This window comes from Clavibacter davisi, assembly GCF_052751415.1.
The window spans coordinates 2,647,546-2,666,324 of sequence record NZ_CP199882.1; the positions used below are offsets into that span (position 1 = coordinate 2,647,546).

22 protein-coding genes and 1 pseudogene are annotated in these 18,779 nt (G+C 72.9%); 15 read left to right on the top strand and 8 right to left on the bottom strand.

Annotated elements, in window-relative coordinates:
- Positions 1–242 precede the first annotated feature (242 nt).
- From ACU4ZT_RS12490 to ACU4ZT_RS12505, 4 genes and pseudogenes are all read left to right on the top strand, one after another.
- Positions 243–1,697: a glycoside hydrolase domain-containing protein gene (locus ACU4ZT_RS12490; protein WP_445337289.1), complete on the top strand. Its 1,455-nt coding sequence runs from the start codon at positions 243–245 to the stop codon at positions 1,695–1,697.
- 107 nt (positions 1,698–1,804) lie between these two features.
- The gene (locus ACU4ZT_RS12495; protein ID WP_445337290.1) at positions 1,805–2,302 is read left to right on the top strand and encodes a hypothetical protein; all 498 of its coding nucleotides are present in this window, start codon (positions 1,805–1,807) and stop codon (positions 2,300–2,302) included.
- A 115-nt stretch (positions 2,303–2,417) separates the two neighbouring features.
- Positions 2,418–2,885: pseudogene (locus tag ACU4ZT_RS12500) on the top strand (hypothetical protein); the annotation flags it as partial.
- 40 nt (positions 2,886–2,925) lie between these two features.
- A complete protein-coding gene (locus ACU4ZT_RS12505) occupies positions 2,926–3,552 on the top strand; it encodes a DUF1349 domain-containing protein (RefSeq protein ID WP_445337291.1) in 627 nt (208 codons plus the stop codon).
- A 91-nt stretch (positions 3,553–3,643) separates the two neighbouring features.
- Here the strand turns inward: ACU4ZT_RS12505 and ACU4ZT_RS12510 are convergent, their stop codons facing one another.
- Positions 3,644–3,946, bottom strand: coding sequence for a helix-turn-helix domain-containing protein (locus ACU4ZT_RS12510; RefSeq protein ID WP_445337292.1), 303 nt, complete (start codon positions 3,944–3,946; stop codon positions 3,644–3,646).
- Between the two features lie 64 nt (positions 3,947–4,010).
- Between ACU4ZT_RS12510 and map the strand changes: the two genes are divergently transcribed.
- Positions 4,011–4,856, top strand: a complete 846-nt coding sequence (map, locus tag ACU4ZT_RS12515; RefSeq protein WP_445337293.1) for a type I methionyl aminopeptidase — start codon at positions 4,011–4,013, stop codon at positions 4,854–4,856.
- On the opposite strand, the gene ACU4ZT_RS12520 is transcribed toward map, so the two are convergent.
- Entirely contained in the window at positions 4,765–5,082 is a 318-nt protein-coding gene (locus ACU4ZT_RS12520; RefSeq protein ID WP_445337294.1) for a hypothetical protein, read from the bottom strand. The two genes, map and ACU4ZT_RS12520, sit on opposite strands and share 92 nt — an antisense overlap.
- A 194-nt stretch (positions 5,083–5,276) precedes the next feature.
- On the opposite strand from ACU4ZT_RS12520, the gene ACU4ZT_RS12525 reads away from it, so the two are divergent.
- The 3 genes from ACU4ZT_RS12525 (at position 5,277) to ACU4ZT_RS12535 (ending at position 6,820) form a co-directional block, all read left to right on the top strand.
- A complete protein-coding gene (locus ACU4ZT_RS12525) occupies positions 5,277–6,245 on the top strand; it encodes an aldo/keto reductase (RefSeq protein ID WP_445337295.1) in 969 nt (322 codons plus the stop codon).
- Positions 6,246–6,264: 19 nt separating this feature from the next.
- Entirely contained in the window at positions 6,265–6,402 is a 138-nt protein-coding gene (locus ACU4ZT_RS12530) for a hypothetical protein (RefSeq protein ID WP_445337296.1), read from the top strand.
- A 79-nt stretch (positions 6,403–6,481) separates the two neighbouring features.
- On the top strand, positions 6,482–6,820 hold the full coding sequence (locus ACU4ZT_RS12535) for a hypothetical protein (RefSeq protein WP_415293473.1): 339 nt from the start codon (positions 6,482–6,484) through the stop codon (positions 6,818–6,820).
- Between the two features lie 52 nt (positions 6,821–6,872).
- Here the strand turns inward: ACU4ZT_RS12535 and ACU4ZT_RS12540 are convergent, their stop codons facing one another.
- Positions 6,873–7,460, bottom strand: coding sequence for a DUF1349 domain-containing protein (locus ACU4ZT_RS12540; protein ID WP_445337297.1), 588 nt, complete (start codon positions 7,458–7,460; stop codon positions 6,873–6,875).
- A 212-nt stretch (positions 7,461–7,672) separates the two neighbouring features.
- On the opposite strand from ACU4ZT_RS12540, the gene ACU4ZT_RS12545 reads away from it, so the two are divergent.
- From ACU4ZT_RS12545 to ACU4ZT_RS12555, 3 genes are all read left to right on the top strand, one after another.
- Positions 7,673–9,220 carry a tyrosine-protein phosphatase gene (locus ACU4ZT_RS12545; RefSeq protein WP_445337298.1) on the top strand — a complete coding sequence of 516 codons (1,548 nt, stop codon included), beginning with the start codon at positions 7,673–7,675 and terminating at the stop codon, positions 9,218–9,220.
- Entirely contained in the window at positions 9,217–9,861 is a 645-nt protein-coding gene (locus ACU4ZT_RS12550) for a sortase family protein (protein WP_414749106.1), read from the top strand. The genes ACU4ZT_RS12545 and ACU4ZT_RS12550 overlap by 4 nt, the downstream gene beginning before the upstream one ends.
- A 77-nt stretch (positions 9,862–9,938) precedes the next feature.
- Complete coding sequence (locus tag ACU4ZT_RS12555; protein ID WP_445337299.1) at positions 9,939–11,042, top strand: FUSC family protein; 1,104 nt, start codon at positions 9,939–9,941, stop codon at positions 11,040–11,042.
- Here the strand turns inward: ACU4ZT_RS12555 and ACU4ZT_RS12560 are convergent.
- Positions 11,028–11,996, bottom strand: coding sequence for an EamA family transporter (locus ACU4ZT_RS12560; protein ID WP_063071459.1), 969 nt, complete (start codon positions 11,994–11,996; stop codon positions 11,028–11,030). The two genes, ACU4ZT_RS12555 and ACU4ZT_RS12560, sit on opposite strands and share 15 nt — an antisense overlap.
- 73 nt (positions 11,997–12,069) lie before the next feature.
- Here ACU4ZT_RS12560 and ACU4ZT_RS12565 point away from each other — a divergent pair, with 73 nt between their 5' ends.
- The 3 genes from ACU4ZT_RS12565 to ACU4ZT_RS12575 all read left to right on the top strand — a co-directional run bounded on the left by ACU4ZT_RS12565 (position 12,070) and on the right by ACU4ZT_RS12575 (position 14,479).
- Positions 12,070–12,630: a CGNR zinc finger domain-containing protein gene (locus tag ACU4ZT_RS12565; RefSeq protein ID WP_445337300.1), complete on the top strand. Its 561-nt coding sequence runs from the start codon at positions 12,070–12,072 to the stop codon at positions 12,628–12,630.
- A 147-nt stretch (positions 12,631–12,777) separates the two neighbouring features.
- Positions 12,778–13,491 (top strand): hypothetical protein, encoded by a 714-nt coding sequence (locus ACU4ZT_RS12570; RefSeq protein ID WP_270979720.1) that lies wholly within the window; start codon positions 12,778–12,780, stop codon positions 13,489–13,491.
- A 337-nt stretch (positions 13,492–13,828) separates the two neighbouring features.
- A complete protein-coding gene (locus ACU4ZT_RS12575) occupies positions 13,829–14,479 on the top strand; it encodes a hypothetical protein (protein ID WP_063071462.1) in 651 nt (216 codons plus the stop codon).
- Between the two features lie 25 nt (positions 14,480–14,504).
- On the opposite strand, the gene rsmI is transcribed toward ACU4ZT_RS12575, so the two are convergent.
- Complete coding sequence (gene rsmI / locus ACU4ZT_RS12580) at positions 14,505–15,320, bottom strand: 16S rRNA (cytidine(1402)-2'-O)-methyltransferase (RefSeq protein ID WP_445337301.1); 816 nt, start codon at positions 15,318–15,320, stop codon at positions 14,505–14,507.
- Positions 15,317–15,550 (bottom strand): hypothetical protein, encoded by a 234-nt coding sequence (locus ACU4ZT_RS12585; RefSeq protein ID WP_063071464.1) that lies wholly within the window; start codon positions 15,548–15,550, stop codon positions 15,317–15,319. Before ACU4ZT_RS12585 ends, rsmI begins: the two co-directional genes overlap by 4 nt.
- 507 nt (positions 15,551–16,057) lie before the next feature.
- Between ACU4ZT_RS12585 and ACU4ZT_RS12590 the strand changes: the two genes are divergently transcribed.
- Entirely contained in the window at positions 16,058–16,501 is a 444-nt protein-coding gene (locus tag ACU4ZT_RS12590) for a DoxX family protein (protein ID WP_414764250.1), read from the top strand.
- An 81-nt stretch (positions 16,502–16,582) separates the two neighbouring features.
- On the opposite strand, the gene ACU4ZT_RS12595 is transcribed toward ACU4ZT_RS12590, so the two are convergent.
- Together ACU4ZT_RS12595 and ACU4ZT_RS12600 are read right to left on the bottom strand one after the other, a co-directional pair.
- Positions 16,583–17,503, bottom strand: a complete 921-nt coding sequence (locus tag ACU4ZT_RS12595; RefSeq protein WP_445337302.1) for a beta/alpha barrel domain-containing protein — start codon at positions 17,501–17,503, stop codon at positions 16,583–16,585.
- Positions 17,500–18,744 carry a CaiB/BaiF CoA transferase family protein gene (locus ACU4ZT_RS12600; protein WP_063071467.1) on the bottom strand — a complete coding sequence of 415 codons (1,245 nt, stop codon included), beginning with the start codon at positions 18,742–18,744 and terminating at the stop codon, positions 17,500–17,502. Before ACU4ZT_RS12600 ends, ACU4ZT_RS12595 begins: the two co-directional genes overlap by 4 nt.
- Between the last annotated feature and the right edge of the window lie 35 nt (positions 18,745–18,779).

Below are 18,779 nucleotides of genomic sequence, written 5' to 3' on the forward strand. Positions count from 1 at the left end.
TCTCCGACTGGCGCGCGGGAGTCATCGACCTCCGCGGCACCTTGTGGTGAGGGATGCGGAAATCCGTCGGCGCGTCCGAGGACGACGACACGACCTGTGCGTCCGACAGGGGCCCGATGACCGGACGCCACAGGAGCCGAACCGCGTGCTGATCAGCCGACGTAGCGGGCGGCGACTATCCAACGTGGGCGGAACTGATCGTCAGCACTGGTGACCCGAACCGTCCCGGTGCTGGCGCTGACATGGCGTCCACGATCACCCCCGCGCGGGCTCAGTCCCTCAATGCAGCCGGCTACACCATCGTCGGCCGGTACCTCACCAACGAGCAGGCGACGAACTTCCTCGACAAGAAAATCAAGCCGGGTGAACTTGAGGTCATCTTCGGTGCTGGTCTCCGCCTGTTCCCCATCTTCGAAGAAGGTGGTTACAAGGCCTCCTGGTTCACCGCAGCGCAGGGCACGAAGGATGCCCAGCGGGCCTACGACGCCGCTGTGACCTACGGCATCCCGGCCGGCACGACGATCTACTTCGCGGTTGACGTCGACGTGGTAGAGGACCAGGTCCGAAGCGCCGTCATGCCGTACTTCGCCGCTCTCAACACGAAGATGAACAACCTCGGGGGCGCTTACGGAATTGGCATCTACGGTTCCCGCAACACCTGCTCGATCGTCAGCGCCGCCGGGCTCGCCCGGACCTCGTACATCGCCGGACTGTCGACCGGCTTCAGCGGCAACCTCGGGTATCCACTTCCGAGCAACTGGGCCTTCAACCAGATCCAGACCCTCACCATTGGTTCCGGCTCCGGCGCAGTGGAAATCGACAAGAACGTCGTCTCTGGACGAGACACCGGAATCAACGCCGTGAATACCTCGGGAAAGCCACTGGCACAGTTCTTCGCGTACATCGACGCCCTGCAGGCGTACGCGCAGACCTGGTCCAGCTCCGGGAACGCCACGACCACACCTGACCGCCTCGTTCTCCAGTACATGCGATACCCGAACTACGGCTCAGGCGTCGGCGACAACAACGGCATCGACGCTGCAGAGTGGGCCGTGATCGCCGGTCAGCTCGACCTCGGATTCATCTCATTCGTCGACAAGACCGGTCTTCGGCGGCCGCAAAACTACACCGAACCGAGTCCGCGCCACATCCAGATGGACCCGACGCACGTTGCAGCAGCGGTCGACGCGCTCCTCCAGCACCCCCTGGACTCCCGAGACGTCAACCTCGGCGAGGGCGGCGGCTGGGCAGGAGATTTCGTTCAATTCGTTGGCACCTGGGTCGCGAAAGGCCGGCAGGACATCGACCAGTACACGAAAGAGAATCTGTTCCTGAAAGCATCGAGCGGCTTCGGCCCGGACGACTTCTTCGAGGACATCGACGGATGGCTCATCGCTTCGACCCTCCGGAACCAGGGGGGCCCAGCCAACGCGGTCATCCGCAACTTCTATAGTGCCGACGGCGGCTACCGATCCCGCCTCGAAGACTTCCTCAGGCAGCGCTTCGAAGGCAGCGACATCACCGCTGTCCGCACCCTGACCCAAGCGCTCGTCCCGGCACTCTCCTCGGACTACGCCACCTTCCAGACTGCCCTGTACCTGAAGTTCGCACAGAGCCCGTACCAGTACTCGTCGGAGGAAGCCGGGCAGTTCGCGAAGGACTTCCTGCAGCAGTACAAGACCTACCTGCTGGTCTGAACGGAACCCGTTTGGCGTCCCCACCTCGGGACGCCAAACGGTTTCGTCCGTCTCGCGACCGATGCGGTCACGCCAACGGGTGTGGCAGGGTGACGGAGGCGACAGGGGTGATCATGCACAAGCGGGCCTGGACGATCGGTGTGACAGCGCTGACGACGACGGTGGTGCTTCTCGGCGTCTACGGGGTGAAGCACGTAGTTGCCCAGACGACGGCGTACGGCATCTGCAACTCGGTCACCGACAGATGCCACGACGTCCCGGCGGAGACGCTCGAGCTGGTCGCCGGGCTGAGGTGGGACGGAGCCTCTGCGAAAGTCCTGCAGTCCTCTGCGACCCTGTTTCACGGTTCGCTGGGCAGCCCCGAGATCGTCAGCGGAGTCCTCGAGCTGCACAACGTCGGTGACGGCGTCAGCCTCGGCGACGGAGCGTCCTATCCGTCGGCTGAGCCAGGGCAGACGCTCAGCACGGAGGACGGGGAGAGCGTTCTCCGGCAGCTCGGCGCAACCGACGTGAAGACATTGCGCCACAGGGAGCAGCTGGTGGTGTTGCGCGGCGAGACAGAGACGACATCGCTCGTCTACGTGTACAGCGTGCTCTCGCGATAGCCGGTCCAGACAAACTAGGGGGATGCGCCGTTTTTACGGCATCGAGATACGGACACTGCTCGAGTTGCCCGCAGGAGTTCGTAGGGGCGGCATCAGATAGTGAATCTGATGTTAGATGCCGTGCGCCAACGTCGCTTCCCAAGCAATTAGACCGACGAACAAGGGACGCCGGTCGCGGCGCGACTGGCGTACCTCGTGCGGACGATACCGCTGGCTCAGCTATGCCATAGGGGATCCGCAGAGCGCGGACGCGCTCCCATCCGGCCCGGGGGCGGTGATCGCCTTGAGCACGGCGCGGCTGTCTGCGAGGAGGTCGAGAGTGTGTCAGGTGTCCGCGGGGGCCGCCGTCATCCTCTGGGGTCTGGGAGCGTCGCTCGGCTTCCCCGTCGCGCTCAGCGCAGCGGGCGCCTCCGGTGCCGACAGCGCCGCACGCGTGTCGCTCGTGGCGACCGTCGGCTACGTCGCCTTCCTCGTCGGCCCGCCCGTGCTCGGGTTCATCGGCGAGGAGCACGGTCTCCGCGCCGCGCTCATCGTCCCGCTCGCTCTCGCCTCCGTGGCAGCGGTCCTCGCACCCCGCATCACCCCACGCAGCCCGCACACCCCGACCCGAACGGACGCAGAGCGTGACCCTCGAGATCCCCGGCATCAGCACGCCCTTCCGCCCCTTCCCCGAGGATCGCTGGGAGGTCGACCCCGCCACGGGTCGCATCACCGTCACGAGCATCCCGGGCACGGACATCTTCACCGACCCGGGCGGCGACGACGGCGGGCAGGTCACGTCGTCGACGCTGCGCGACGCCGCGACGCTCCTGACCGATGCGCCCGTCGGCGACTTCCAGCTCAGCGCGCGCGTCCGCGTCCGCTTCGTGGGCACGTTCGATGCCGGCGTGCTGTTCCTGCGCCACGACCGCGAGACGTGGGCGAAGCTCTGCTTGGAGTTCTCGCCGCAGGGGCAGGGCATGATCGTCAGCGTCGTCAACGACCGCGTCTCCGACGACGCCAACGCCTTCCCGATCGACGGGGATCACGTGCACCTGCGCATCTCTCGGAAGGGGAGGGTCTTCGCCTTCCACGCATCCGTGGACGGGGAACGATGGGCGCTCATCCGCGCGTTCTCGCTCCCGAACGGCCACGAGCCGCTCGAGGTCGGGTTCGAGGCCCAGTCACCCCAGAGCGACGGCTGCGACGTCACCTTCGACGACGCGCGTCTCGTGGAGCGCACGATCTCGGACTTCCGCGACGAGTCCTGACGCCGCGGCGGCTCGAAGCGGCACGGCCGCTCCGCCGAGGGCACGGGGCGGGGTGGATCCGACGGACGGGGACTCCCGCCCGCTGGTGCCCTCAGGACGCCAACCGCTCCCGTGACCCGCGACCGGAGCGACGCGGCTCCGCCTCGCCGACCGGTTCGGTGATCCCCGCCCACACCGCATCCAGGGACACGTCGACGACGGCCGCGATGGCGGCGATCGTCGTGAACGCCGGCGTCGCGACCCTGCCCGACTCGATCTTCCTCAGCGTCTCCGGCGAGATGCCCGCGGCCAGGGCCGTGTCCACGATCGACCGGTCGGCCCGCGCGTGACGCAGGAGGGCGCCGAGGCGCCGACCGCGCTCGATCTCGGCGGGCGTGAGCGGCAAGCGGACCATGCGCCCATCGTAGTGTCGGTATGATCATCCCGGTATAGATATACCGACGCTGAGGAGGAGCACCATGATCGAGATCCAGGACGCGGCCGGCCTGGTCCGCGCCGAGCGCACCGGCCATCTGGTCGGCGACATCCTCCAGAGCCTGCGCCGCCGCACCACCGTCGGCACGAACCTCCTCGACATCGACAGGTGGGCGAAGGCGATGATCCTCGACGCCGGCGCCACCTCCTGCTACGTCGACTACGCGCCGTCCTTCGGCAACGGGCCCTTCGGCCACCACATCTGCACCGCCGTCAACGACGCCGTCCTGCACGGGCTGCCCCACGACCGCGCGCTCCAGGACGGCGACCTCCTCACGCTCGACCTCGCCGTCGTGCTCGACGGCGTGGCCGCGGACGCCGCGATCAGCTTCGTCGTCGGCCAGGCGGCCCGGCCGGAGGACATCGCGCTGATCGACGCGACCGAGCGCGCCCTGGCGGCGGGCATCGCCGCGGCCGACCCCGGCGCGCGCCTCGGGGACATCTCGCACGCGATCGGCACCGTACTGGCCGACGCCGGCTACCCGATCAACATGGAGTACGGCGGACACGGGATCGGGTCGACCATGCACCAGGATCCGCACGTGTCCAACGCCGGACGCCCCGGCCGTGGCTACCGGCTGCGCCCCGGGCTGCTGCTCGCGCTCGAGCCCTGGGCGATGATCGACACCGACCGGCTCGTGACCGACCCGGACGGCTGGACCCTCCGCAGCGCCACGGGCTGCCGCACCGCGCACAGCGAGCACACCATCGCCATCACCGCCGACGGCGCCCGCATCCTCACCCTGCCGACGGAACCCGCGGAGCGCCCGGGACCCGCAGCAGCGTCACCAGCCAGACGGCCAGCGTCGCCGGGATCAGGAGCTCCGTGAGCGACGGCCCGTGGACGACGGTGGCGCCATCGACCGTCCAGGTGCAGGTGCGGCCGAGCGGGATCCAGCTCCATCCCGGATCGCCGAAGACCGATCCGCCCGGCGACAGCTCGCAGCCGACCGTGCTCCCGAAGAGCACCTGCTCGACGGCCACGGAGCCGATCCACGCCAGGGCGAGCACGGACCAGGGCAGGAAGCGGAGGCGGGGATCTCGGGCGGCGCGCATCCGCCCACCCTCGCACCGCCGCCCCCTCGACACGTCCGCCGGGGTGATGATCTGCATCCGACCGCCGGAGAGGTTCGGCGACCGAAGGCCCGGGGCCCGAGATGCGCTGGCCGTGCGGCTGACTGCGCCCCGCGCCTGCCGGCGAGGACCGCCCGACCCGTAACGTGGGAGGCCCACCGCGAAGGAGCAGGCACATGGAGCACACCCGACTCGGCAGCACCGGCCTCCGCGTGAGCCGCCTCGCCCTCGGCTGCATGACGTACGGCAATCCCACCCGGGGTATGCACTCCTGGACCATGGACGAGGACGCGTCGGCGCCCTTCTTCCGCCAGGCGGTCGAGCTCGGCATCACCTTCTGGGACACCGCGAACGTCTATCAGCAGGGCACGAGCGAGGAGTACGTGGGCCGCGCCATCCGCCGCTTCTCCCGGCGCGAGGACATCGTGCTCGCGACCAAGGTCTCCGGGCGGATGCACGACGGACCCGGCGGATCCGGCCTGTCGCGGGCCGCGATCCTCGAGCAGGTCGACGCCTCGCTCCGCCGCCTCGGAACGGATCACATCGACGTCCACTACCTGCACCGCTTCGACCCGGAGACCCCGGTCGAGGAGACGATGCAGGCGCTCGACGACGTCGTGCGCGCGGGGAAGGTCCGCTACCTCGGCGCCTCGTCCATGCACGCCTGGCAGTTCGCGAAGCTCCAGCGTGCCGCGGCGGTCAACGGATGGACGGGCTTCGCCGCGATGCAGGACCAGTACAACCTCCTCAAGCGCGAGGAGGAGCGCGAGATGATCCCGCTCTGCGCCGACACGGGCGTGGGCCTCACGCCGTACTCCCCCAACGGCAAGGGCAGGCTGACCCGGCCTCGCGGCGCGACGACCGCGCGATCGGCGACGGACAAGGTCGCCGAGGCGTTCGACACCGACGCCGACGGCCCCGTCATCGACGCGGTGGAGCAGGTCGCCGCGGAGCGCGACGTGCCCATGGCGCGCGTCGCGCTCGCGTGGGTGCTGCGGAACCCGACGGTCGCCGCGCCGGTCATCGGCGCGACGAAGCCCCACCACCTCACCGACGCCGTCGCCGCCCTCGACCTGGAGCTGACCGACGACGAGGTCGCCCGGCTCGAGAGCCCCTACGTGACGCAGCCGCCGTTCTGGTGGTGACGGGACGGCCGGCGTCGGGATGCTGTTCGCAGGCCTGTTCGGCGCCGCCATGTGCGTGCTCCGGAAGATGTGCCGAGGGTCCGTGGTGTGGATCGTCGCCGTCCACTTCGTGGCCGACGTGATCCTGATGGGAGGCGTTTGTGGAGTCTGGACCTGACAAGGGGTTCGCCGTGCTGCTCGATCGTCTGGGGAGGTCCGCGCGAGCTCATGCGTGCTCCGGAGCGCCGACGGAGGCCATGGTCTGGGACGAGTCGTCGGAGATCACGGTCCGCCTGTCCCTGCGCGGAGACGAGCTCTGGGCGATGGCCGGCTCCGGCGTGCTGGTCCGCTTCGTGGAGACGAGCGAGGGGGAGTTCGACCTCGATCAGGTCGAGCACGCCGTCGGGCTGATGCTGCGGGGGCTCGCCGTCGAGTTCTTCGGGGCGGCCGATGATCCCGGGGGCGAGGCGTACCCGTCCGGCTTCGAGATCGGGAGCGCGCGTGCATTCGCGGGCGGCCTGGACGAGGGGCAGTCGCGCTTCCGCGCACGCCTCGCCGGGCCGATGTTCCGCGCGACGGTGCCGATCGCGGAGTGAACGTCTCCTGGCCGCAGCGCACGGTGGACGCGGACGCGAGCGCCGTCGCCACCTAGTCGCCGGGGTGCAGGCCAGCGTCCGCCGGCCCGGTCCGCCACGCGGTGAAGTGGACGATGAAGCCGGCGCGCGTCGGGGCGCAGCACATGGGGCCCGCGATCACGGCGGCGTCGGGATCCAGCGGCGACACCCGCACGAGGCGCCACGGCTCGTCGTCCACCCGCGCGCGGACCGTCAGCGCGTCGCCGGAGCGGCTGGCGCGGATCGTCACGAGCCGGCCGTGCCAGTCGGGGACGGGCGCCAGCGACCAGTCGGACATGCCGCGGGTGACGACGGCGCCGAGGCCGTCCTGGCCGTCGCTGCGCTCGACGCCGGCCTTGGTCCACGTGCTGTCGTCGACCTTCACGAAGATGCCGGCCTGGTCGAACTGGGCGGAGAAGTCGAGGCGGAACGCGACCTCCATGGCCGCGCCCTGCTCGAGCGGCGCGAGGAGGGCGTGCTCCGTGTCGTGCACGAAGCCGTAGGAGGTGGTGCGCCAGGCGTCGCTGCCCTCGACGGCCGTGACGCGCAGCCCGTCGTCGGCGACGTCCACGTGGGCGGGCGCGGTGGTCCAGGTGCCGGAGTCCCAGTCGATGTCGGTCATGGCCCGAGCGTACGTACCCCGCGATCCCCGGTCGGGCTCGGACGGCGCGCGCGGAGGAGCGATCCGCCCCCGTCCCGGGAGTTCACGGAAGCAGAACATCACGTTCACGCACGGGGTCGCGCCACGGCCGATGATCCTGATGCCGAGCTCCCGCGCGCCTGCGCACGCCGGCCTGCGCGACCCCGCGCGCATCCCATCACAGAAGGACGAACGTGACGATCCCCCCTGCCCGCCGTGCCGCTCCCGCGCGCATCGGCGCCCTCACCGCGGCGGCCGCCGCCGTGGTGCTCTCCGTCGGCATCGGCGCGCCCGCGCACGCCGCCGCCGACCCCGCGCTCCAGCCGGCTCCCACGGCGAGCGACCACCTCATCACCGACGTGCCCGGCCTCGTCAACGGCCGCGAGCTCGGCGCCTTCCGGGGCCTCGGCGGGCGCACGGTCGACGCGAGCCACCTGATCCGCACCGAGTCGCTCGACAAGGTCACCGCGGCGGGCGCCGCGACCCTCGCGACCGCGCACCACGTCGACCTCGTGATCGACCTGCGCACGCCCGGCCAGATCCAGAAGAAGCCCGACGTGCCGATCCCCGGCGCGAAGACGGTCGCGATCTCGCTCTTCGGCGCGGACGGCGACTACCCCGACGACACCGTGATGTACCAGGACCTCATCGACAAGGGCCGCGTCGACGCCGCCCACCCGGGCGTCATGATCAGCGCGTACCGCCAGGTGCTGCAGGCCATCGCGTCGCACACGGGCGACGGCACGATCCTCATCCACTGCTCGCACGGCATGGACCGCACGGGCACCGTGGTCGACCTGCTCGACCGGATCCTCGGCGTCGGCAGCTCCGACATCCTCCACGACTACCTGCTCTCCAACACGCAGCTCGGCGTGGACTGGGCGAAGCCCGCGCTCCTCCAGGGCACCTTCGAGGCCGGCATCGCCTCGCGCTACGCGGGCATGGACTCCTACATCCGCACGACCCTCGGCGTCGACGACCAGGAGATCCGCGCCCTCCGCGCGGAGTTCCTCGTGTCCGACGACGCGGCCGCGACGTCCATCACCGTGGGCGGCGTGGACGTGCCGGTCGCCGACGCGGCGGGCTCATCGGGCGCCACCGTGCCCGTCGGCCGCGCGTCGATCGCCCCCGCCGACGTGCACGTGGCCCTGGCCGACGCCGGCAGCCGCGCGGCCGTCACCGTCGCCGGTCGCGTCGTCACGGTCGTCGTCACCGCGGCGGACGGGCGCAGCACGCGCACGTACCGCGTCACCGCCGGGCTCGCGCGGATCGAGCTGCCGGGCGCATCCGCGCCCGTCGCGGGCGGGACGGTCGCGGTCCGCGCGTCCGGCCTCACCCCGGGCGCCGCGTACCGGGTCGAGCTCCACTCGACGCCGACCGACGTGGGCACCCTCACCGCCGCGTCCGACGGCTTGGTCGCGGGCACCGTCACGATCCCCGCGGGCACCGAGGCGGGTGCGCACACGCTGACGCTCCTCGACGCGTCGGGCGCGGCCGTCACGGATCCGGCCGCGCTCACCGTGAGCGCCGCCCGGGCCGCCGGCACCACGACGGCAGGCACGGCGGGCACGGCAGGCTCGACGGGCACGACCGCCGCGCACCACGCCGGCCCCGCGGTCGCGACCGGCGGCTCGCCCGTCGCCGCGACCCCGTGGCCCGGGATGGCGCTCGCGGGCCTCGGCCTCGGCGCGCTCGCGGCACTCGCCGTGACGCGCCGCCGCCGGGCGTCGCACCAGCGGTGACGGCGGATCCGCGGACGACCCGGCGGCGGGCGCTCACCGCCGCCGCGGTCGTCGCGGCATCTGCCGCCGTGGTCGTCGGCACGCTGTCGGCCGTGGGCGCGCTGCCCGCGGCCGACGGGCCGCGCGACCTCGCCGGGCAGCCGGTGCAGGCCGACGAGACCGCACCCGCCGGCGACGGATCCGCGCAGCCGGCCGTCGACTCCGGCCTCGGCCGCCTCCGGGCGCCGTCGGTCGGGCTCGACGTGCCGCTCGGCGCGGTCGACGTGGTCGGCGGCGTCGTGGATCCGCCGGGGTTCACCTCCGCGTACCGCGTGCGCGACCTCGGGGTCGCGCCCGAGCGGGCGGCGGACGGCACGGTGTTCGTCGTCATGCACTCGGTGCGCGGCGGCGGGATGGGCCCCGGCGACCTGCTGATCGACGACGAGGCGGGGAGCGCGCGCATCGCCCCCGGCGCGGAGATAGAGGTGGCAGGCGTCGACTACGCCGTCGGATCCAGCCGGGCGGTCGCCAAGGGCGCCCTGCCGGACGACGCCGCGGTCTGGGCGGACACCCCGGGCCGCCTCGTGGTCATCACCTGCCTCCAGCGCGCGGACGGCACCCCGTCGCGCGACGACATGGTGATCGAGGCGACCCGCGTCTGACGCCCGGCCGCCCCCGCGACGCGGGGAGCGCGACGACCGATGCGGTCGCGCGCTCCCCGCCTCGCTAGCCTCGGGTCATGGGGATCCACCGCGTCCAGCACGCCGTCGTCGGCGCGTGGCGCGCCGCCACCTCCCCCGACCGCCTCCTCCTCGCCGCGAAGACCGCGCTCGCCGTCGGCATCGCGTGGGCCGTCGCCCCCTACGTGCCCGGCGTGGCGAACGAGTACCCCTACTACGCGCCGCTCGGCGCGCTCGTGAGCATGTACCCGACGCTCATGGGATCCGCCCGCACGGGCCTGCAGACGCTCCTCGGGCTCGCGGCGGGCATCGTCCTCGCCACCGCGGTGATCCTCACCTCCGGCCCGACGTGGTGGTCCATCCCCCTGATCGTCGGCATCGGCGTGATCCTGTCCGGCTCCGGCTGGTTCGGCGCCGGCCGCGAGTACGTGCCCATGGCCGCGCTGTTCGTGCTCATCATCGGCGGGCAGGACGCCGACACGTACTCGCTCGGCTACCTCGTGCAGATGGCGGTCGGCGTGGTGACGGGACTCCTCATCAACGTGCTCATCGCGCCGACGCTGTCGAGCGGACGCGCGGCCGCCCGGATCAGCGCGTTCCAGCGCGAGGTCGCCCAGCGGCTGCGGGAGGTGGGCGACGCGGTCGAGTCCGACTCCCCGCCCGCGCACGCCGACTGGATCCGCGCGAGCGAGGACCTCGCCGGCACCGCGCGCGCCGTGCGCACCGACCTGCGGGAGGCCGACGAGAGCCGCAAGGGCAACCCGCGCGCGCTCGTGAACAAGCGCGACGTGCGCATCGACCACGCCCGGCTCGAGGCGATGGACCAGATCGTGTTCCACGTCCGCGACGTCTCCGCGGCGCTCGCCGACACCATCTGGCAGCAGCGCGGATCCATCGGCCTCGACCACGGCATCGGCGCGCCCATCCGCGACGCCTGCCACGCGGTCGCCGACGTGCTCGACCTCGACGACCCCGACTCCCCCGAGCGCCACCGCGCCATGGGCGAGGCCGCCCGGCAGGTGCGGCTGCTCGTGGAGGCGGTGGACGAGCAGTCGCAGGAGCTCGGCCGCGCGATGGGACCGGGCGTCCTCACGGCGATGCACCTCAAGCGCGTGCTGCGCCACCTCGAGCCGGTGGACGCGGCGGAGTCACCGGCCCCGTAGCGCGGCATCCGGGCCGGTCGCCGGCATCGGGCCCGGCGGCAGCGCCTCCGCCCGCGCGTCGAAGCGCACCGCGACGATGCCCGCCACGATCAGCGCGCCGCCCACCAGCTGCAGCGCCGTCAGCTCCTCGCCGAGCAGCAGCCACGCCCAGGCGCCGGCAGCGGCCACCTCGAGCAGGCCGACGAAGGACGCGAGGCGGGATCCGAGCATCGCGCTCCCCGTGATCCCCGCGCCGTAGGCGAGCGCGGTCGCGACCACGCCCACCACGAGCATGGGCACCCACCACGGCACCACGCGCCCGAGCATCTCGACGTCGGCGACGGACCCCGTGAACGGCAGGATCCCGGTGAGCCCGACGAGCCCCAGCACCGCCGCCGCGACGAGCAGCCCCGCGGCCGCGAGCGCCACGGGCGGCAGGCCGTCCGCGCCCCGCGCCGCGATCGCGAAGTAGCCCGCGCAGCCCACCATCGCGCCGAGCGCGAGCAGCACGCCGACCGGATCCAGCGCCCCGCCGCCCGACGGCGACACCACGAGCGCGAGCCCGCCGGCCGCCGCGACGGATCCGAGGAGCACGGGCACCGCGGGCCGCCGCCGGCTGGTCGCCCACGCGACCGCGACGAGCAGCAGCGGCGCCATGAACTCGATGAGGATGGCGGTGCCGACGGGGATCCGCTCGATGGCCGCGAAGTACATCCCCTGCGCCCCGGCGACGCCGACCAGCGCCATGCCGAGCACGCGCCGCCAGGCCCGGAGGACGGGCCGCAGGTCGCCGCGGAGCTGCACGAGCGCGACCGGCGCGAGCACCAGCCCGCCGATGAGCGCCCGCAGCGCCACCGCCGCGACCGGGCTCCAGCCCGACTCCAGCAGCGGCTTCACGAACGCGCCCGAGAGCCCGAAGGACGCGGCGGCCACGATCGCGAGGACCAGGCCGGTGGTGAGGTGGCGTCGGGGCATGGTGCTCTCGTCTCGTCAGGGGCCAAACGACCTACGCCCCTGACGCTAGACTGGTCGCGGATAAGGAGTCAACTTGCATTTCACCCCTGACACCGAGGACGTGCTCACGTTCGACGCCGTCGTCCTCAACACGGCGCCGCGCGCCACCCGATCCGGCACCGACCTGCTCGCGACGCCCGAGCAGCTCGAGGACCTCATGACCCGCAGCGGCTTCTCCGGCCGCTTCGACCGCGACGACCGCGAGCTCCAGGAGGTGCGCCGCGCGCGCACCCGGCTCCGCGCCATCTGGACCCTCGACCGCGACGACATGGTCGACGCCGTGAACGAGCTGCTCGCCCGGCACCGCGCATCGCCCCGGCTCGTGCGGCACGACGCGCTCGACTGGCACCTGCACGCGACGCCCGACGACGCGCCGCTCGCCGACCGGATCCTCGTGGAGGCCGCGATGGCCCTGGTCGACGTCATCCGCTCCGACGCGACCGACCGCCTCCGCGTGTGCGCCGCCGACGACTGCGACGGCGTGCTCGTCGACCTCAGCCGCAACGGGTCGAAGCGCTTTTGCAGCGTGCGCTGCGGCAACCGGATGAACATGGTCGCGTTCCGCGAGCGGCGCGGGTCCACGCCTCCCGCGTGACGGCCGGCGACGCGTGCGGGCGCGTGGAGGAAGCGCACGCGCCGAGGCGCCTAATCCCTACGCTCGGGTCGCACGCGGGATCGGGACGCGGATGCCCTCGATCCTCCCGACCGCGCCGCAGCACCTTCCTCCCGTCGAAAGGCTGTCATGACGCTTCGCCCGCTTCCCCTCCCCCCTCGGGGAGCCGCCCGCTCCCGCCGCCGCGGAACGCTCCGGACGACCCCCGGCATCGCCGTCGTCGCGCTCGCCGCCGTCGTCGGCTCCCTCCTCACGGCGGTCGCACCCGCCCACGCCTCGGAGTCGACCCTCGCCGAGGCCCGGACCGCGATCTCCTCGTCCGTGAACCACGGCACCTACACGGAGGACCTCCTCTCCGGGAAGGTCACCGTCGACCAGCTCGTGGACGTCACCATGGATCTCCGATCCACGGGGCGCATCCCGAGCGCCGGGCCGGTCCTGAGCCGCGCGGAGGTCACCCAGCAGGCCGTCTCGGCCATCGCCAGCCTCCGCGCCGTGGCCGCCGCTCCGGCCGCACCCACCCTGACCGGTTCCTCGCGCTCCCACGCGTCCACCGATCCGCTCGTCGAGGACAAGCACTGGTGGAACCACCTGACGCACTGGTTCGGCTTCAAGGCGGACGCCCTGACGCTCGTCGGCGCCGGCGCCGCGAGTGCCGCCGTCGGCGGCATCCTCGCAGGCGCCTGCTTCGCCAGCGGCAACGTGATCTGCGGAGGCCTCGCCTTCCTGGCCACCGCCGCCGTCGCCTTCATGGTCGCTGCAGCCGGGAACTGCCTCGCCCAGCACCATGCATTCCTCTACGTCAGCGTCCCGGACTTCAAGGCCAGCGGATGCCGCGACTGATGGCGTGACGCACGACCCCACGGGATGACCTCGCCGAGACGGGCCCCACACGGGCGCGCCCGTGCGGATGCCCGGATCAGCCCCAGCCCACCGCCCCGGTCGCCGCCTCACGAGGAGGCGACCGGGGCGGTGTCGCGTCCGGGCGGGCCGTTCGCACGGCGCCCCTCTGTGCAGGGCGTGCATGCGTGCTGTCCGCCCGTGCCTACGCTCTCCGATCGCGGGGGCGCGGCCCCCGCGTCTGCGCCGGGTCGCCCGCCCGGCACCCCCATGAGAGGACGTCATGACGCACCGCCCTGCCCCGCATGCTCCCCGCACCTCACGGCGCCACCGGACCCGGATGGGACGCGCCACCACCGGGGTCGCCATCGCCGGACTCGTCGCCATCGCCGGCTCCTTGCTCACCGCTCCCACCCCCGCCCACGCCTCCGAGGCCGCCCTCGACGGCGCTCGCGCCGCGATCTCCGCCTCCATGAGCCGGGGCACCTACTCGGAGGACGTCCTCTCCGGGAAGATCACCGTCGAGCAGATCGTCGACGTCGACCTCGCCGCCCGCGCAGCGATCCACGCGGACGCGACACGGATCCCCACCCGCGCGGCGCTCATCCGGCAGACCACCGAGGAGATCGCCGACGTCCGCATCCACGGGGCCGAGCCGACCACCCCGGAGCTCAGCCCCTCCACCGGATCACGCCCCGCCTCCGACCCCCTGGCCGAGGACAAGCACTGGTGGAACAAGGTCACCCACTGGGCCACCATCTCGGTGAACGCGCGCAAGGCGTGGCGGGCGGGGGCCGGCGCCGCCGGGATCTCCGCCGTCATCTTGGGCGCCTGCCTCTTCGAGGGCGTCGTCGTCTGCACAGCGGTCGCGGCGATCGGCGTCGCGGTCGCGGCCTCCCTGGCGTCGACTGCCGCGTGGTGCGTCGCGCACGATCAGCCCGTCCTGTACGTCAAGGTCCCGGACTTCACGAACAGCCACTGCGGCGACTGACCGGGCAGCCGGTCCCGCGCCGTCGTCACCGCGCCTGGAGCGCCGCCTGGTACAGGTCGCGCTTGCCGAGGCCGGTCGCCTCGGCGATGGTGCCGGCCGCGTCCTTGAGGCGCGCGCCGTCGGACACCAGCTCGAGCACCTGGGCGACGCCCGTCGCGAGGTCCACCTCGAGCGCGGCTGCGCCCTCCGCGACCACGACGATCTCGCCGCGCACGCCCTCCGCGGCCCAGGCGGCGAGCTCGGCGGCGGATCCGCGGCGCACCTCCTCGTAGAGCTTCGTCAGCTCCCGGCACACGACGAGCCGGCGGTCCGGACCCCACTCGGCGACGACGTCCTCGAGCGACGCCTGGAGCCGGTTCGGAGACTCGAAGAAGACCATGGTGCGACGCTCGCGCACGAGCTCGCGGAGCACGCGGCGCCGGTCGCCGCCCTTGCGCGGCAGGAAGCCCTCGAACGTGAAGCGGTCGGTGGGGAGGCCGGAGACGGCGAGCGCGCTGAGCACGGCGCTCGGGCCGGGGATCACCGTGACGCGCACGCCCGCCGCGGCCGCCGCCTCCACCAGGTGGAAGCCCGGATCGGAGATGGCGGGCATGCCGGCGTCGGAGAGCACGAGCACGTCGGTCTCGCGCGCGAGCTCCACCAGGTCGGCGGAGCGCTCCTGCTCGTTGTGGTCGTGCAGCGCGATGAGGCGCGGCCGGTTCTCGACGCCGAGCGCCGTCAGCAGGCGGATGGTCGTGCGGGTGTCCTCGGCGGCCACGACCGTGGCGGAGGACAGCGCCTCCACGAGCCGCCGCGACGCGTCGCCCAGGTTGCCGATGGGGGTCGCGCCGAGGATGATCACCGGTCGATCATCCCATCCGTGTCGCCCCCGCCGCGGATCGCGTTGGCGATGCCCAGGCCGATCGTGAAGATCCCCAGCGGCACGCCGAACAGGATGATGCCGGTGCCGCGCCCGGCCCGCAACTCGCCGAAGACGCCCGTGAGGCCGAGCACCGAGACCACGCACAGGCCGAGCCCGAGGATCCAGAGACCCCACGTCTCGCGACCTCGGGACCGGCTCCGCAGGAACACGCGTCAGCCCGCGTCCGGCGCGCCGGCGCCCACCGCCGCCAGCACCATCGGGTCCGCGCAGCCGCGCGCGTAGCCATCGATGCGGCGGGACTCGACGCCGGGCACGGATCCGTGCTGGCACGGCGCGCGCGGGCGGCGAGGGGCGGGCGGGCGCCCCCGTCCACGGGCGGGCGACTTGACGGCTCGGGACCATGGCACGTACGTTCGTTGAGCGTTCAAGAATGAGCGCGAGGGGCTGGGGGCACCGGGGACCGCGCCGATCGCGCGGCGGTCCCGCCGCGGCATCCGCCTGATGCCGCCATGGACCTCGATCGTCCCGGCACGATCGTCGGGCGTCCACCCGGGCGCGACCGACGGGGTCGCGCGGCCTCCGCACGGCGTGATCGTCGTGCGCGGCGTGATCGCCGTGCCCGAGGAGACCGACGCGGACCGATCCGCCCCTCGTCGGCGGACCTCCCGAGGCCGCCGGCCCACCACCAGGCACCACCGAACGAAGGAGAACCCCGCATGCGCACGCTGCTCCACCCCGCCCGCACGACGCCCGTCCTCCAGGACGCCGCCCTGCTCGTCGCCCGCGTGGCGATCGGCTTCATCCTCATGGCGCACGGGCTCCAGAAGTTCCTCGAGTACACGCTCGACGGCACCACCGCCTCCTTCACGCAGATGGGCATCCCGGTGCCGGCCGCGGCGGCGATCTTCGCCGCGACGGTCGAGACCGTCGGCGGAGCCGCGCTGATCCTCGGCCTCCTGACCCCGGTGGTCGCGGCGCTGAACATCGTCAACCTGCTCGGCGCCTTCTTCGTCGTGCACGCCAGCAAGGGCGTCTTCGTCGACGCCGGGGGCTACGAGCTCGTGCTCGCCCTGATCGCGGGCCTCGTCGTCGTCGCGCTCGTCGGAGCGGGCCGCTTCAGCGTCGACTGGCTCCTCGGCCGCCGCAGCCGGGCCGCCTGAGCGGGCGCCGTCCGAGCGGGGACCGCCCGAGCGGGAGCCGCCTGCGCGGGGGCCGGCCGCGGCTGGCACCGGCCGACCGGATCAGGCGTCCGCGACCACCCAGGGGAACGCCTGCGCGGTGGAGCGGGCTCCCTGCCGGGCCTTCGAGCGGTTCGGCTCGCCCAGGTCGTCGAGCAGCCGCTCGGATGCGCGCACCAGGTCGGCGAAGGCCGCGGTGGTGAGCCAGTCGGGGCGGAGCGCGAAGACGAGGTCCTCGGTGGCGGTGTTGCCGCTCGCGCCCGGAGCGAAGGGGCATCCGCCGAGCCCGCCGAGCGCCCCGTCGACCACCGTCGCCCCGGCCTGGATGGCGGCGAGCGCGTTCGCGACGCCGGCGCCCCAGGTGTCGTGCCCGTGGAAGACGATCTCGCGGTCCGGCGTCTCCGCGGCCACGCGGCCGACGAGGGACGACACCTGCTGCGGATGCGCCTGCCCGAGGGTGTCGCAGATCACGATGTCCTCCGCCCCCGTCGCACGCGGGTCGTTCGCGATGTCCATCACCCGCCGCTCGGGGACGACGCCGTCGAAGGGGCAGGTGAACGAGGTCGCGATGCACAGCTGGATGCGCCCGCCCACCCCGTGCGCCAGATCCACCGCCTCCGGCATGGCGGCCAGGCTCGCGTCGGTGGTCCGGCCGATGTTCGCCTGGTTGTGGGCGTCGGACGCGGAGAGGCAGTACTGGAAGTTGCGCGCCCCCGCGGCCGCGGCGCGCGCGACGTGCCGGGGCGTGGCGACCCACACCCACGAGCGCTCCCGCTCCTCCGGCGTCAGCGCGGCGATGACCTCGAGCGTGTTCGCCATCGGCGGCACGACGTCGCCGCGTGCCATCGACCCGATCTCGAGCTCGGGGACCCCGGCCGCGAAGAGGGTCCGGGCGAGCTCGACCTTGCGCTCGGTCGGCAGCATCCCGCCGGTGAGCTGCAGCCCGTCGCGGAGGGTCACGTCGCGGAGCCGGACGCCGGTCATCGGACGCCCGCCGCATCGTCGTCGTCGCGGGTCGCGCGGTGGTCGTCGAGCATCGCGAGCACGTCCTCGGTGTCCTGGCCCAGCTCGGGAGCGAGCGTGCGGATCGGGAGGGAGCGGCCGCCGAGGACGGGCACGATGCCGGGGAATCCGACGCCGGGGATGATGCCCCCTCCCGTGTCGACGTCGAACTGCTGGATCATGTCGCGGGCGGCGTACTGGTCGCTGGAGCTGATGTCCGCGGCCGTGTAGATGGGCCCGGAGGGGACGCCCGCCTCGTCGAGGATGGCCAGCGCCTCCGTCGCGGTCCGGGTCGCGGTCCAGGCGCCGATGGCCGCGTCGAGCTCGTCGCGGCGCAGCCAGCGCCGGTCGTTGGTGCCGAGGTCCTCGTCCGCGGCGAGGTCGGCTCGGCCGATGACCTCCATCAGGCGCGGGAAGATGGCGTCGGCGTTGCCGGCGACGACGATGCTGGCGCCGTCGGCGCACGTGTAGGCGTTCGACGGGGCGATGCCCTCCATGCGTCCGCCGACGCGCTCCCGCCTGATGCCGTGGGCCTGGTAGTCCGGGATGAGCGACTCCATCATCGAGAACATGGCCTCGTTCAACGCGACGTCGACGACCCGCTCGTCGAGCGGCGCGGGCGGGAGACCGGCGGCGCGTCGCGCCTCCCTCTGGTACAGCCCCATCATGACGCCGTAGCCCGCGTACAGGCCGGCGATGGAGTCGCCGATCGAGACCCCCACGCGCACGGGAGGACGGTCGGGGTCGCCCACGAGGTCGCGGAACCCGCCCATCGCCTCGGCGACGGCGGCGAAGCCGGGACGCTGCGAGAGCGGCCCGGTCTGGCCGAAGGCGGAGATCCGCCCGATGACGATCTCGGGGTTGATCGCGTCGAGGACGTCCGGTCCGATGCCCCAGCGCTCGATGGTGCCCGGTCGGAAGTTCTCGAGCACCACGTCGCACTCGGCGGCCAGCCGTCTGACGGCGTCGCGCCCCTCCTCCGTGCGCAGGTCGAGGGCGATGGAGCGCTTGTTGCGGTTGATGGCGTGGAACAGCATCGACGTCGTCGAACCGGCGTGCAGGCGCCACCTCCGCAGCTCGTCGCCGGTGCCGGGCCGTTCGACCTTGATCACCTCGGCTCCGAAGTCCGCGAGGAGGCGCCCGGCGGTGGGGGCGGCGATGAAGCTGCCGAGCTCCAGCACGCGGATGCCGGCGAGCGGGGCGATGCTCGATGCGTCGATCATGGTCGGCCTTCCTGACGGGGTGCGGGTGGGATGCG